Annotated in this window: 13 protein-coding genes; 8 read left to right on the plus strand and 5 right to left on the minus strand. The window is 72.2% G+C overall.

Annotated features, from left to right (window positions below; genetic code table 11):
- Positions 1-139: 139 nt before the first annotated feature.
- Together AC07F3_RS11245 and AC07F3_RS11250 are read left to right on the plus strand one after the other, a co-directional pair.
- Positions 140-2,623: a D-alanyl-D-alanine carboxypeptidase gene (locus AC07F3_RS11245; protein ID WP_479112713.1), complete on the plus strand. Its 2,484-nt coding sequence runs from the start codon at positions 140-142 to the stop codon at positions 2,621-2,623.
- Positions 2,624-3,134: 511 nt separating this feature from the next.
- On the plus strand, positions 3,135-3,701 hold the full coding sequence (locus tag AC07F3_RS11250) for a DUF2165 domain-containing protein (RefSeq protein ID WP_479112715.1): 567 nt from the start codon (positions 3,135-3,137) through the stop codon (positions 3,699-3,701).
- Between the two features lie 163 nt (positions 3,702-3,864).
- Here the strand turns inward: AC07F3_RS11250 and AC07F3_RS11255 are convergent, their stop codons facing one another.
- Positions 3,865-3,993, minus strand: coding sequence for a hypothetical protein (locus AC07F3_RS11255; RefSeq protein WP_479112717.1), 129 nt, complete (start codon positions 3,991-3,993; stop codon positions 3,865-3,867).
- The gene (lanL, locus tag AC07F3_RS11260; RefSeq protein ID WP_479112719.1) at positions 3,947-6,730 is read right to left on the minus strand and encodes a class IV lanthionine synthetase LanL; all 2,784 of its coding nucleotides are present in this window, start codon (positions 6,728-6,730) and stop codon (positions 3,947-3,949) included. The genes AC07F3_RS11255 and lanL overlap by 47 nt, the downstream gene beginning before the upstream one ends.
- A 530-nt stretch (positions 6,731-7,260) precedes the next feature.
- On the opposite strand from lanL, the gene AC07F3_RS11265 reads away from it, so the two are divergent.
- The 4 genes from AC07F3_RS11265 (at position 7,261) to AC07F3_RS11280 (ending at position 10,356) form a co-directional block, all read left to right on the plus strand.
- Positions 7,261-7,728, plus strand: coding sequence for a hypothetical protein (locus AC07F3_RS11265; RefSeq protein ID WP_479113097.1), 468 nt, complete (start codon positions 7,261-7,263; stop codon positions 7,726-7,728).
- A gap of 80 nt (positions 7,729-7,808) precedes the next feature.
- Positions 7,809-8,447: a toxin gene (locus AC07F3_RS11270; protein ID WP_479112721.1), complete on the plus strand. Its 639-nt coding sequence runs from the start codon at positions 7,809-7,811 to the stop codon at positions 8,445-8,447.
- A 62-nt stretch (positions 8,448-8,509) separates the two neighbouring features.
- Positions 8,510-9,757 (plus strand): MAB_1171c family putative transporter, encoded by a 1,248-nt coding sequence (locus tag AC07F3_RS11275; protein ID WP_479112723.1) that lies wholly within the window; start codon positions 8,510-8,512, stop codon positions 9,755-9,757.
- Positions 9,754-10,356 (plus strand): hypothetical protein, encoded by a 603-nt coding sequence (locus AC07F3_RS11280; protein ID WP_479112724.1) that lies wholly within the window; start codon positions 9,754-9,756, stop codon positions 10,354-10,356. The genes AC07F3_RS11275 and AC07F3_RS11280 overlap by 4 nt, the downstream gene beginning before the upstream one ends.
- A 9-nt stretch (positions 10,357-10,365) precedes the next feature.
- Here AC07F3_RS11280 and AC07F3_RS11285 read toward each other — a convergent pair whose 3' ends face one another.
- On the minus strand, positions 10,366-11,175 hold the full coding sequence (locus AC07F3_RS11285; RefSeq protein WP_479112726.1) for a helix-turn-helix transcriptional regulator: 810 nt from the start codon (positions 11,173-11,175) through the stop codon (positions 10,366-10,368).
- 49 nt (positions 11,176-11,224) lie between these two features.
- On the opposite strand from AC07F3_RS11285, the gene AC07F3_RS11290 reads away from it, so the two are divergent.
- Positions 11,225-11,656 (plus strand): DUF2000 family protein, encoded by a 432-nt coding sequence (locus AC07F3_RS11290; protein WP_479112728.1) that lies wholly within the window; start codon positions 11,225-11,227, stop codon positions 11,654-11,656.
- 257 nt (positions 11,657-11,913) lie between these two features.
- Positions 11,914-12,522, plus strand: coding sequence for a histidine phosphatase family protein (locus AC07F3_RS11295; protein ID WP_479112730.1), 609 nt, complete (start codon positions 11,914-11,916; stop codon positions 12,520-12,522).
- 58 nt (positions 12,523-12,580) lie between these two features.
- Here AC07F3_RS11295 and AC07F3_RS11300 read toward each other — a convergent pair whose 3' ends face one another.
- Both AC07F3_RS11300 and AC07F3_RS11305 read right to left on the minus strand, forming a co-directional pair.
- A complete protein-coding gene (locus AC07F3_RS11300) occupies positions 12,581-13,420 on the minus strand; it encodes an ATP-grasp domain-containing protein (protein ID WP_479112731.1) in 840 nt (279 codons plus the stop codon).
- Positions 13,417-14,355, minus strand: coding sequence for an ATP-grasp domain-containing protein (locus AC07F3_RS11305; RefSeq protein WP_479112733.1), 939 nt, complete (start codon positions 14,353-14,355; stop codon positions 13,417-13,419). The genes AC07F3_RS11300 and AC07F3_RS11305 overlap by 4 nt, the downstream gene beginning before the upstream one ends.
- Positions 14,356-14,410: the final 55 nt, after the last annotated feature.

Here is a 14,410-nt window from a genome sequence, read left to right on the forward strand (position 1 = left end):
CTGGCGCCACGAAAGTTCCGGACCGGATCGGAATTGAAGACTTCCGACTGGAACGCCTTCGTATGTTCTGGGCGTCTAGGCGGCCGACAGCGCAGAGCACAGGGCGAGACCAGTATCAGCAAGGCGGGCTGCACTACGTATGAACGAGAAGAACAGCGCGAGGGCGGGCGGGGCTTCCGGCGAGGAAGCCGTACCGGACGAGAGGGCCGACGCGGTGAAGGCGACGGAGGAAGCCGCTCCGGACGCTGAGGCTCCGGCGTCCCCACCGGCCGACGAGACGGGGCAGAAGACCGGGACGGCCCCGACCGGATCGACGCGCACCGGCCGCACAGCCCCCGAAGCCGGGGCGGCGCAGGCCACAACGGCGCCCAAGGACAAGGGCGAAGACCACGACGAGGACGAGGACGACCCCGACTCCGGTCGCTCCGCGGCGAATCAGGGTCAGTCCGACCGGGCGGACAAGACCCTGGTCTTCACGCCGAGGGCATCGCCTGCTTCCTCCGCACGGACGTCTGAGGACGCAGCCTCCGACGGTGACGAAAGCCAGCCCGACGACACGGACGCCGGGGCCGCCCGCGACCCGCGCGCCGGCGACGCGACCTCCAGCACTCCGGAGCGCGACGAACGACCCGCAGCCACAACCGAATCCGACGGCGAACGGCCCACCGGAGCCGACCGCGCCGGGGCCAAGCCCGAGCCCGCCCCGGGCCGCACCGCGGACACGGAGCGCGGAGAGGCGGCGGAGGCGGAATCGCGTCCCACCCCCGCCGCCTCCTCCGGATCCGCCTCCGCATCGGGCCCCGGCGCGGGCCCGGCCTCTCCGGCGAACTCGTCCCCGGGCACAGGCTCGGCATCGGCCGCTGTCGCCGCCTCGGCCTCGGAAGTCACCCGCACATCGACACCTGTCCCGGGCTCGGCCTCCGACTCCGACGCGCCCTCCGCCTCGGGCGCGGCTCCCGCCCCCGAGCGGGACACCGCCGACGACACGGAATCCGGCTCGGACTCCGCCTCCGCGAAGAAGCCGCCCGCACCCTCGTGGGCCGCCCGCAGGGAGTCGGATGCCGAGCGGACCAGTGAGTTCGTCGCGCTGAAGCCGGACCTGCCGCGGCCGACCCCGCCCCGCCCGGCCGGGTCCACCCCCGCGCCGCCGACGCCCGGCAAGAAGCCCGGGGAGCCCGCCGTCGACCGGGAACGCACCCGGGAGTTCGCCGCGCCCGCGCGCGGGGACGACGACCGCACCATGGCGCTGACCCGCCCGCCCGCCCCCGCCGTCACGCCCCCGGCGACCGCGTCCGGAGGCGGCGACTCCGCGGGGCCGCCGCCTCCGCTCGACCTGCTCGCGCAGCTGACGAACACCCCGCCGAAGCCCGAGACGGTGGGGCGTACCGTCGCGCGCAGGATCAAGATCTGGGGCACGCTGGTCGCACTGCTCGCCGTCGTCCTGGTGGCCGTCCAGGCGCTGCGCCCGATCCCGACCCCGACGCTGAAGCTCACCGCGAAGTCGACCCACACCGCCGAGGGCGGCGCCCTCTCCCTCCCATGGCCGTCCGAGGGCCAGGCGGTGGTCGACATCGACGGCCTCGGCCGGATGGGGTCGTACGGGGAGATGAAGCCCCTGCCCATCGGCAGCGTGGCCAAGGTGATGACGACGTACCTCATCCTCCGCGACCACCCGCTCAAGGCCGGTGACAAGGGGCCGTCGATCCCGGTCGACCAGAAGGCACAGGACGACTACGCCAACGGCGTCAAGGAGAAGGAGTCGGTCGTCGAGGTCAAGGCGGGGCAGCAGATCTCCGAACTGGAGGCCCTCCAGGCCGTCATGCTGCCGTCGGCGAACAACGTGGCCCGCCTGCTGGCCCGTTGGGACGCTTCGACGGAGGAGGCGTTCATCAAGAAGATGAACGACGCCGCCAAGGAACTCGGCATGACCAACACGACGTACACCGACGCGAGCGGCCTGATGGAGTCGACTGTCAGCACGGCCGAGGACCAGGTCAAGCTGGCCAAGCGCGCGATGGCCGACCCGGTGTTCCGGCAGATCGCCAAGCTGACCTCGTACACGTCGACGACGACGTCCGGCGGCGCCACCACCGAGACGGCCAAGACCCAGCGCAACTTCAACAAGCTGGTGCCGCTGTACGGCGTCGTGGGCATCAAGACGGGTTCGACGACCAAGGCGGGCGGCAATCTGCTCTTCGCTGCGGAGACGACCGTCGGCGACACCAAGCAGCTGGTCGTCGGTGCCGTGTTCGGTCAGCACAAGCCGAGCATCATCGAGACCGCGACCGCGGCGAGCAAAAGCCTGATCCTGGCGGCGGACAAGGCGCTCAAGACCGAGACGGTGGTGAAGAAGGGCGAGGTGGTCGGCCAGGTGGAGGACGGCCTCGGCGGTACGGTTCCGGTCGTGGCGGCCAAGGACCTGGCGGTGCCCGTGTGGTCGGGCGCCTCGGTCACGATCAAGCTGACCGACGGTGGCAAGACACTGCCGCACTCGGCGAAGGCCGGCACCGAGGTCGGCACGCTGACCGTGGGCAGCGGGGCCGGTGAGGCGAAGGTGCCCGTCACGCTCAAGGACGACCTGGCCGAGCCGTCGTTCGGCGCCAAGCTCACCCGGCTCGGCTGACCGGGACGGCAACCGCCCTTTCGCTCCAGCGCGGCCCCGCCGGTTCCGGCGGGGCCGCGCTGTCGTCACGGGATCAGCAGGGGACGGCGCCCCCGCACTGGCACGGGCCGCCGCTCTGGCATCCGCACTGGCAGCTCGGGCCGCAGGAGCAGTTGGCCGCGCGCACGGGCGGCGCGGTCGCCGGGCGGGGCGTCGCGAACGGAGGGGCGAGTGGAGTCGTAAGAGGAACAGGCTGCTCGGGAATCATGGTCAAGCTCCCTTCCCTGGTGCGCCGTTTCAACCCCGAGTCAACTCCTCGACCACTTAGCCGTCAACTCCCCTGCCCAGCAGAGGACTTGTGCTGATCGGCCGGGGTACGAGGCAGGCGGCCCCGCGTCATGGACGGTCGGCGCCGGGGACGATGGTCAGGGGTGAGCGGCACGATGGCGGAAGGCTGGACCACGGGCGCGCGCGGCACCCGTGTGTGCTCCGCATAAGATCGGCTCGGTCCGTCCGACAAGGGGAGTCCGGGATGACGTCGAGATTCAGGTTCGGAGCACGTTCGGCGGGAGGCGCACGGCCCGCGACCGGGATACGGCTGCCCGCGCTGCCGGTCGCCGCGGCGCTGCTCACCGCGACCGTGGCGCTGTACATCGCGCTCGTCGCGTTCGGCAACATCACCGACTTCGACACCAACCGCCAGTTCGTCCGGCACGTCCTGGCGATGGACACCACCTTCAAGGACCCCGACCTCATGTGGCGGGCCATCACGTCGGGCACACTCCAGGACATCGCCTACGTCCTGATCATCGCCTGGGAGACGCTGGCGGCCCTGGTGCTCATCGCCGCGTCGGCCGCGTGGCTGACCGGGCTGCGGCGTCGCACCGGCCTGGGCCGGGCCCGGCGACTGAGCACGCTGGGGCTGTTGATGGTGCTGCTGCTGTTCGGAGCCGGGTTCATCGCCGTCGGCGGGGAGTGGTTCGCGATGTGGCAGTCCAAGTCCTGGAACGGCCTCGACGCGGCCGCCCGCAACTTCATGGTGGCGGGCATCGTGCTCGTCGTCGTCCACCTTCCGGGTCACAACCCGCAGCCGGAGTAGCCCGGTCGGCCAGCGCGGCGCGGCGGTGCCCGGGCATCCTGTGCGGGCAGCGAGATGCCCGCGCAGGTGCCGCTCACCCGGGCCGTTACGCGCGGGTCCCGGCCGTGTCGGCGGCGGGGGAGATCGTGGACGTCAGCACGCCGTCAGCGAACGTCGCACGGCGTCAGTCGAGCGCCGCGCACAGATCGGTCACCTCGAAGCTGCGGTGGCCGGTGTCGCAACACATCATCGGCTCAAGCTGCTGTTCATCGGTTTCGGGCAGTTCCTGCAGTTCCAGAACGAGGCTCTCCATGTGCCGTGTCCCTTCCGGGGGTTGGATGGTGCCCTCGGGCCGGCCGGTCGACCAGCCACGACCTCGCTCCGCCGTGGATGAGGCGGAGCAGAAAATCGAGTACGCCGGAGATCCCCACGTTGTACGCGGCACAGACCTCGCGCAGCGTGTCGTCCGGCACCAGGAAACGGTCCTCGCGGCGGGCCGCCCGCACGGTCAGGCAGGACGTGAGGTCGAGCGCGGCCTCCCGGTGCCGGGGCTCGCCCGTGAACTCGTGGAGGTCCAGTAGCAGCTCGGCGTTGCCCGCCACTCCGTGGCAGGTGCCGGGGCCGACCTGCCAGCGCTGCCGGCGGACCGCTCGGGCCGCGCCCTCGGCGTGTTCCAGGAACTGTTCGTCGCCCGTCTCGCGCCACAGCCGTACCAGGAAGCCGCCGATGCCGGACGTCCCGTTGCACCAGAAGTTCAGGCCGGGGCGCTCGGCACGGCCCGGCCCCTTAGGCCAGTGCGCGCTGCCGGAGCGCCATTGGGCGACGGCGCACAGCGCGTGGCCTCCGCCGATGGCGATGTCGGTGAGGTCCGGGCGGTCCAGGTCCCGGCCGGCCGCGAGGAAGAAGGCCGCGTTGCCGGCGACACCGTGCCCGAATCCGTAGCAGACCGACCCGCCCAGTTCGGCGCGGAACGCGGGGCCCGCCTCCCATTCCACCCCCGAACCGTCGTGCAGCAGTCGCAGCACCCCCTGCGCGCACCGCGCCGCCCGTTCGGCGAAGCGCCCGTCGCCGGTCGCGTGCCACAGGTGCAGCTGCGCCAGGCCCGCCCCGGAGAGCCCGTGGCAGATGTCGGGGTTGCCGCCTTCCAGCGGAATGCTCAAGGCGTACGCGATCGCCCGCTCCGCCAGCGCCGGATCCTCCAGCGTCATGGCGGCCTCGTACAGGGCCCACGCCGTGCCGGAGCGGCCGAAGTACAGTCCGGGAAGGACGCGTTCGGGCACGGTCAGTCTGCGGTCGAGCCACTGCGCGGCGGTGCGCAGGGCGGGCTCGGCCGCTGCGTACCCGCAGCGCACCGCCCGGTCCAGGACCCCGAGCACGCCGCCCGCTCCGAGCTGCACGTTGCACGGGTCGCCGTCCGGCAGTGCGGCCGGTCCGGGCCAGAGGTACTCCCGCGCGGGGTCCATCGTGTCCCGGAGGTGGGCCAGCCCGTCGGCGAGCAACCGCTCGGCGGTCGGTACGGAAGCGGCCGGGCGGGACCGCTGTCGCGCGGCGGCGTCTGCCGGTTCGGCTCTTCCCGGCGGCCGATGCCCCGCCCTGGCCTCCGGGCCGGTGCGCAGGTACGCGGCGGCCCGCTCCAGGGTCCAGCGCCGCGCGCCGTCCGCGGTCAGGCCGGTGACGAGCGGGGCGAGCGCACGCAGGGCGGGCAGTTCGGGGGCGGCCGCGGCGACGAGCGCGGCGAGGCGCTCGCCGGGCGGCCGGGCGGGCGGGGTGTCCGGGGCGAGCACGGGGCTGATCCCGGCGGTGACGTGGAGCAGGGTCGCGCCCAGGCTGAAGCAGTCGGCTTCCGGACCGGGCGCGGGCCGGGCCTCCTCGGGGCCGGTCGGTCTCTCCAGGTATTCCGGCGCGGTGAAGCCCCCTGTCCCCGCGACGGGGGCCGGGGCACCGGTGCGGACCGCGCACTCCAGGTCGACCAGGACGGGCCGGTCGTCGGGGGTCATCACGACATTGCCCGGCTTGAAGTCGCGCAGCACGAGGCCTTCGGTGTGCAACTGGCCGATCATGGAGGTGAGTTCGCGAGCCAGACACCAGGCCTCGGCGACCAGGACGTGCCCTTCGCCGGTACGCAGCCGGTCGGCGGTCCACTGTTGCAGGTTCACCCCGTCGATCAGGTCCTCGGCGAGGAAGACGTGACCGCCCGCCTCGAACACCTCCCGCACCTGCGGAGTGAGGCCGAGCGGGGCGAGCCGGCGCAGGATCTCGGCCTCGTGCCGGAGCCAGTCCCGCGCGTCCCTGCCGTCCGCCCCCGCGCCGACGTGCGGGCGGGCCTCCTTCAGCAGGACGCTGTCGCCGGTGCGCTCGTCGCGGGCGCGGTAGACGCCGCCGCGGTTGGAGTGCCGGATCGCTTCCTTGACGAGGTAGCGGTCGGCGAGCAGCACGGGTTCGCCGCGGCGTCGTCCGGAACTCGCCGCCGCGGTTGCTGGAAAGGGGTTGCCCGCCCAGCTCGGCGGGGCGAACCAGGGGGTGCGCTCGTCGGCCACGAAGGTGCCGTCGGGTGCGCGCAGGCGGCCTTCGTAGAACCCCTCGTCGTTGAGTTCGCGGGGTCTGGCGAAGCAGCCGTAGCGGTAGTGCACGAGGCTGTCGGGACGGTAGCGCCGGTCCGACAGGATCGCGGGCCCGGGAAGGCCGAGGGTTCGGTCGTGCAACTGCTCGGCCAGCAGCCGGAGTTGGTCGTCGTCGGCGGGGTAGGCGGTGAGGAACTTGCCGGACTGGGCGCGGGCGGCGCGCACCGCGTTCATCTCGGCGGCGAGGCCCGGCGTGGCCGCGAACTTGAACGCGCAGCCGTGCGCCACCAGCACCCGGGCCGCGTTCTCCAGGACGGCGGGCGCCGAGACGGGCGTGGCCGACAGATGGAGCTTCCAGCCCTGCCGACGGCTGATGTGGTGCGCCGGAGTCACCATGCACCACGGGTCGCGGTGGCGCACCCGCCAAGGGGTGGCCGGTTCCGCCTGCGCCAGGATCCGCGCGAGGATCGGCTGATAGCTCGACGTCACCCGGTCAGCATGGCAGTCTCCTCCCCCGGCGCCGGGAGGTGTTTCCCGGCCAAGTCGCAGGGGCGGCCGCCGTCGGCCGCTCTCGACAAACGGTCGTATCCGGCTAGGAGTTGGGCGGAGCCGGTCGGCTTCTCGTGCGGTGTGGTCACCGGACTCCACAGACAAGGTGCATAATGCATGTGTAGCCCTTCGCGCGTCCCCCGTCGCGAAGGGCTACACCTGCTTGCCACGGCTGTGCGCACCGAACACGCCAAGCGCGCAGGGCACAGCAGCCACCCGAGCAAGGGACTCCCCTCGTGGCCCCTTGTTCTTGTTTTTTCGAGTTAACAGTGACGTAGAGTGTTTCCGCAAGTCCGGTTCTGACCGCGGAGCAAAGTGTTCCGTTTTGTCACCGCCCGACATGGCCGACAGACTCCCCGGGGGCCGAGCCCTTCTACCAAGGTCAGTTAAAGTACGAATCCGTTGACCGAATCGAACACCGCGCATCGTCGGACAACACATGAGCGGCGGACGTGGACGTGGGGACCCTGATGGACAACGGCGAAGAGCGCACGCCCGAGCTGACGACGCTGCAGCAGAAGGTCGAGTACATGGTCGAGAAGACCTTCCCGGGAGAGAAGATCTCCGGCCGGGTCTTCGCCGACCTCGTCAAGGAGCGGGGCGGCTCCCTCTCGCACAGCTACTTCTCCAACATCCTCGCCGGCAAGGTCACCAACCCCTCCGAAGAGATCCTCAAGGCGCTCGGGCTCGGCTTCGGCGTGGACTGGCGCTTCTTCAAGGACGAGTCCGAGGTGGTCGACGACGTCGTCGCCGGTCTCCAGTTCCTCGCCAAGCGGCGCACCGGGGAGATCAGCGGTCTGGCCGGCCGCGGCATCGACGACGACGGCCTCGACCCCGAGCTGCTCCAGTTCGTCCTCTCCCTGCTGGAGGACACCAAGGACGGCAAGGACGGGCGGGACAACGGGCCCGAAGGCGCACCTGGCGGACAGCCCCGGTAGCGGCCGCCGCGTGTTCATGACGATTGGCTAAGATCGCAGACCGCTTGTCACACACGCGTGACTACGATCAAGAGGTCTCAATGTCCATGCGCGAGCTGCGGAGAGAGTGCGAAGCCGGACTGGCGGATCTTCCCATCCCGGCCCCGTTCAGCATCCCGGGTCTTGTGGCGAACATGGAAGAGGCCCGCGGCCGCACCATCGTGCTGCACGAACTCCCCGACCGGCTGGCCCGGGTGAACGCCGCCTGCGGCCTGCGCCTCAAGTCGGGCGGCACCAGTTTCGTGCTCTACCGGCGGCGCCCCACCGTCTACCAAACCCAGCACGTGATCCTGCACGAGCTGTGCCACGAGTGGTTCGACCACGGCACGACCCTGAGCGCGGACCAGCTCCGCCAGCTGCTCCCCGTCTTCAACACCACCCTGATCAAACGGGTCCTCGCCTCCGACGCGCCCGCCGACCGCGGCCGACCCGACCCGGCCGAGCCCGCCGCCGAACCCGACGGGCTGCCGCCCGCGGTCACCGAGGCCTTCCGCTCCGGCGGCCCCATCCAGGCGCGGGCCCAGTACGACACGCACGACGAGCGGATCGCGGAGTTCGGCGCCTCGCTCATCCCCCGCATGGCCCGCGACGTGACGAGCGACGACATGGTCGGACGGCTCGCCAACTCCCTGTCCCGGCCCGTGGCCCACCGCCGCCGGGGCTTCTTCCGCCGCTCCTAGCCCATCGGATCCCCAGGCTCGCTCCCCCTCCGTCCCCTGTTCGTGACCCCCGAGGAATCTCCGTGACCGCGCTTGACCTTGCCGGCTACCTCATAGCCGGCGTGATGACTGCCGTCGCCCTGTGGCGCATGCCCGCGGCGCTCTGGGGCGACGAGGAGGACAAACGCAGACGCGCCCTGTGGGGCTGCTACGCCGGGTTCGCCGTCGCGCTGTGGACCAAGACGAAGGTCGTACGCATCGGCCTCAACAACAGCCCGGTCGTCGACCTCGCCGTACTGATCAAGCACTACACGGCGACCATCGCGATCCTGGCGATCCTCAGCTACATCGTCGCCATCTACGGGCACTTCCCGGAGGGCGGCGTCATCCCCCGCCACGTCCGGTTCGCCCGGGTGATCCAGCAGGTGGCCGCCAAGGCGTCCGTCGCCACGCTGATCCTGCTGACCGTGCTCTTCTTCACCGTGGTCGACCGCTCGTACGCCTCGGACCGGTTCGTCTCCGACCACGCCGGGCAGTGGGGCGCCACGCTCTACATGAGCGTGTTCTACCTCTACTTGGGTGCCGCCTCCGCCGTCTGCGCCTACCAGTGGGCGCTCGCCACCGCCGGGGCCACGGCCCGCCATCTGCGGATCGGCCTCGGCATGATGACGTTCGCCATGTTCATCGGCGTCGGCTACACCGTGAGCCGCACCCTCTTCCTCTGGGTCAGCGTCGCCGACCAGCCGAGCCCCGCCTTCGCCCTGAAGTTCGACGAGATCACCGAGGCGGCCCAGGTCGTCCTGTTCGCGTTCTTCGCCCTCGGCGCCTCCATCCCCGCCTTCAGCAAGGGCTGGCGCCGGGTGCGGCTGTGGCGGGCGCAGGCCCGGCTGCATCCGCTGTGGCACGAGCTGATGACGGCCTTCCCCGACCAGCCCTTCGAACCCCCGGCCCCGCTCATCCGCGAGCTGACCCGGTTCGGCACCCCCGCGGACCTGCGGGTCGACCGGTGGGCCGCCGACATCGCGGACGCCGTCGAGAAGCTGCGCCACTACGTGCCGGACGGTCTGCTCCCGGCCGCCAAGCGGGCCGCCGCCGAGGACAGCCCGCGGGAGGAGAACGCCGAGCCGCTGGCCGAGGCGTACTGGATCAAGGCGGCGCTCGCCGCCAAGGCGGACGGCGCGCGTGCGGGCGACGCCGCGGCCGTCGAGACCAAGCACGCCACCGACCAGGACGGCGAGGTCGCCTGGCTGGTACGGGTGGCCGCCGCCTACCGGACCGTCAGCGGTGAACGGGCCCGCGGCGTCCTGAACTCCCTGGAGAAGACCGCGTGAGCGACACCCTGACCGAGGCCGGCGAGAGCCGTACGACGGCCGTGGCCCGCACCGTCACCGACGTCCTGCAACCCCGCAACGTCCTGCTCGCCGGGATGCTCGGGATCGGACTCGCCGCGGCCGGCGAGTGGACCGGCCTGCTGTGGGGGCTGCTCGGGGCGCTGTGCGCCGGGCTCATCCCGGCCGGCTACATCGAGTGGGAGCGCAAGCGCGGCACCTGGGGCGACCGGCACGTCGTGGACCGCACCAAGCGTGCGCCGATCTTCTTCGTCATCCTCGGGTCGATCGGAGCCGGCTCGGTCGTCATGGTCCTCGGCCACGCCCCGACCGGCATCCTGACCGCGATGCTCGCCCTGTGGGTGATGACGATCTTCCTGCTCGCCGTGAACACGGTGTGGAAGATCTCGGTGGACTCCGCGGTCGCCTCGGCGGTCGTGGCCCTGCTCGCCGTGGTGCACTCCCCCTGGTGGCTGCTCGCCTACGCGGTGTCGGTCGCGGTGTGCTGGTCGCGGGTGGCCCTGCGCTACCACACGATCATGCAGACGGTCGCGGGCGGCGCGCTGGGCGCGGCCACGTCGGCGGCGTTCCTGTTCGTCTGATCCCGGGCGTCAGTCCGGCCCGCGCCGGGAGGTACGGGCATAGCGGCCCGGCGCGGTGCCGACCACGCGCTTGAAGTGGCGGGTCAGATGGGACTGGTCGTAGAACCCGGTGGCGCGGGCCACGTCACCGGGTGCCCGGCCGTCGAGGAGCAGCCCGCGGGCCCGGTCGATCCGACGGGCCGTCAGATACTGGTGCGGCGCGATGCCGAACTCCGCGGTGAAGGCCCGCACCAGATGCGTGGGGTGGGCGTGCACGAGGCCCGCGGCCTCCTCCAGCGTCACTCCGTCGACGACCCGCGCGTCGAGGAGCTCGCGCAGGCGCCGCGCCACCGAACGGTCGGGGGGCCGCCGGTCGCCTCCGAGCCGGGGCCGCAGATGGCCGCGCAGCCGCTCGGCGATGAGCGCGAGCCTGCTCTCGGCCTCCAGCTCCTCGCCGCGGTGCGCCAGAGCCATGTGCAGTTGCCCGACCCTGCGGCGCAGCACCGGGTCCACGAGGTCGGGCCCGTCGACCGCGGGCGCGATGAGACTGTCGTCGAGCTGGGTCCGCTCCAGGTAGACCACCCGCTTGCGAAAGCCGTGGGCCGTGGCCGGGGAGCCGTTGTGCGGCACGTCCGGCGGCAGCAGACTCACCGCGTCACCCGGCGTGCCGTGCGCGTGCCGGTCCAGGTCGTAGCGCACCGCTCCGTCGTCGACGAGCAGCAGCGTCCAGCTGTCGTGGACGTGCATCGGGTAGGAGTGCTCGGTGAACCGCGCGTGGAAGACCTCCACCACGCCCGCCACCCGGGGGCGCCAAGCGGAGATCTCCTGTCCGGCCGTCATGCAAGGAACGTACAAGACGCGCCCGGGACGGGTTCGGCAGTCTCAGTCCATGACATCAGACAGTGCGCCCGTACGTTTCGACACGAAGATCGCCGTGCTGCTCCGCGACGACCTGCACACCTGGCAGCGGCTCAACGTGACGGCCTTCCTCGTCAGCGGGCTCGGCACCGTACGGCCCGAGACGATCGGCGAACCGTACGCCGATGCCGACGGCACCCCTTATCTCCCGCTGTTCCGCCAGCCGGTGCTCGTCTTCGAGGGGAGCAAGGAAGTGCTGCGCTCCGCCCACACCCGCGCCGTGGGCCGCGCCCTGCCCCTGGCCGTGTTCACGGGCGACATGTTCCGTACCGGCAACGACGCGGACAACCGGGCGGCGGTCCGGGCCGTCACCGGTGCCGACCTTGATCTCGTCGGGCTCGCCGTCCACGGGCCGCGCAACGCGGTCGACAAGGCCCTCAAGGGCGCGCGCATGCACCCCTGACGGGCTTCACTGCGCTTCACGGTGCTGGGTAGCAGGAGGGAACGCGGGTCGGCCGGGTCGGCCTCGCGGCCCAGAGGGCGGGGCCCTCCCGCATCCGCGGCGCGGATACTCCCTCCCCCGGTCGCGAAAGCGTGGGACATCCCACGCCCGACACACCCCCGCGCACGGAATGCGCGCGGCTCCTCGGAGGTTGTCCTCGCGTACGGCCGGGGCGGTACCGGCCCGGGGGACGCACACGGAGAACGGAATACACAGCCATGGGTGAGTTGATCCTCGTACGTCACGGGGAGACCGAATGGTCGCTGTCGGGGCAGCACACGAGCTACACCGACCTGCCGCTCACGGCGCACGGGGAAGAGCAGGCCCGCGCGGTCGCACCGCTCCTCGCCGACCGGCCGGTCGGTCTCGTCCTGGTCAGCCCGGTCCAACGAGCCGTGCGCACGGCCGAGTTGGCCGGGTTCAAGAACGCCCGCATCACCCCGGACCTTCACGAATGGGACTACGGCGGCTACGAGGGCATCACCACGGCCGAGATCCACCGCAGCCGACCCGACTGGAACCTGTGGACCGACGGCGTCGCGCCCGGTCCCGCCGACCACCCCGGCGAGAGCCCGGCCGAGGTCGGCGAGCGGGCCGACCGGGTCCTCGCCGAGGTCGCGAACGCTCTGCGCGCCGGGGACGAGGACGTCGTCCTCATCGCCCACTCGCATTTCCTGCGGGTCCTCACGGCCCGCTACCTCGGCCTTCCGGCCTCCGGCGGCGCGCTGTTCGTGCTCGACACGGGGGCGGTGTCCCGGCTCGGCCGCGAACACGACCGCCCGGTGATCACCGCCTGGAACACCGTTCTTCAGCACACCGCGCACTGACCGCGCACCGTGCGGTGGGGGCACGCGGGCCGGGTACCGCGTGTCCCCGGCCCGGCCCTCAGGCCGCCACCACCGTCTCCCGGGCCTTGCGCAGAGCCAGCGCCGCCAAGGCCTCGGGGGCACCGGCCTGCCCCCGGATCCCGGGGAACGCGTTGATGTCGACGATGAGCGGGGCGCCCTCCCCCGCGTCCAGGACGTCGACCCCGTAGACGTCGAGGCCGAAGACGGCGCCGACCTCGACCACCAAGTCGGCCCAGCCGCGCGGCAGTTCGGCCAGAGCGAGCGGCACGGTGGGGCCCCGGCCCCCGGGCGACAGCTCGGAGCGGCGCAGCGCCGCGAAGACCGTTCCGTCGATGACCCAGAGTTTGTGGTCGTAGCCGCTGTTCTCGGTGAACTCCTGCACCACGACGGGCTCGTCCGCCCAGCGCGCCGCCAGCTCGGCCAGCCGACCGGGGCTGTCCACGCGTGCCACGAGGTCGTGCCGCCGGCTGTGGCGGCTCTTCACCACCAGCGGTCCCGCCCACTTCGCCGCACCGGCGGATCCGGCGAGCCGCGCGAACTCCGTCAGCGACCCGAAGGTGCGGGTCGCCGAAAAGGGCAGCCCCGCCTGACGGGCCTGGTCGGCCAGGTACGTGCGGTCCTGGCACAGGGAGGTGGCCTCCGCGGAGTTGACCACCACCGCCCCCCGCGACTCCAGGTCGCGGGCCAGCGCCAGCGCGCGGGGCGTGCGCGACTTCAGCAGATAGACACCGGCCGCCCGCTCCAGTCGGGCCGGGTCGGTCGTCTCCGGGTGGACCGCCACCACGCGGTGTTCACGCGCGAGCAGTTCCGTGGTCGCCGCGAGCAGCGGGTGGCCGGGCTCCGGCGTGATGAGACCGATCGTCGTGCCGTTGCTCACCGGCTCTCGCCCGCCCCGGCCGAGCTGCGGACCGGCCGCGCTCCCGAGCCCGGCCCGTCGGCGCCGAAGGGCTGTTCCGGGATCCGTGCCGCGCCTGCCACGAAAGCCGCGGCGGCCACCTCGCTGCCCGTACGGGCGAGTTCGAGCACCGCCCGGGCCACCTTGGCAGCCGCGTCCGGCACCTGGCGGAAGCTCGGGAAGTCGTTCACGTCGACGACCACCGGCCCGTCCGGGCCGAGCAGCACGTCCACCCCGTACAGGTCGAGTCCGTAGACCGCGCCGACCTGGTCGACGATGGCGGCCACCTCGGACGGCAGCGGGACGTGCCGTTCGCGCACGCCGTGGTCGGGGTGGAGCGGCGAGCGGCGCTCGGTGGCGTACAGCTCCCCTCCGACGCAGTACACCTTGAGGTCGATGCCCGAGTTGGGGACGTACGGCTGGGCGATGAGCATCCCCTCGCCCGCCAGGACGGGCAGCATCGCGGCGAGCCGGTCCGGTGACGGCACCAGGTGCACGGCGCGCCCCGAGCTCCCGTCGGCGGGCTTCACCACCAGCGGGTACTCGGACTCGGGTATCTCCGCGAGCAGTTCGGGCCGGGCGGCCGCGTAGGTCATCGGCACCGGCAGTCCGCGGCTGCGGCCGATGGCCGACGCGAGCGCCTTGTCCCGCACCCCGCGGATGGAGCGGACGTCGTTGACCGTGGTCAGCCCGACCGCGGCCGCGGCTTCCAGAAGCGGGAGCCCCGGCCCGCCGGAGACCGTCTTGAGCACCCACGCGTCGTGGCTGCCCGCGCGGACCGCCTCGGACATCCGCAGCAGTGAACCGCCGGGCCGCACCACGTCGACCTGGTGCCCCCAGGCGTCGAGTTGGCGGATCACCTCGACGGGCATGCCGTCATGGCGGTAGTGCTCTTCCACCAGGAAGCAGAGCCTCATCGACCTTCCCCGTACCGGACGTCCGCCGATCCCGTCCGGCGAGCTGTGACGTCAC

The sequence above is a fragment of the Streptomyces sp. NPDC045846 genome (assembly GCF_056431605.1).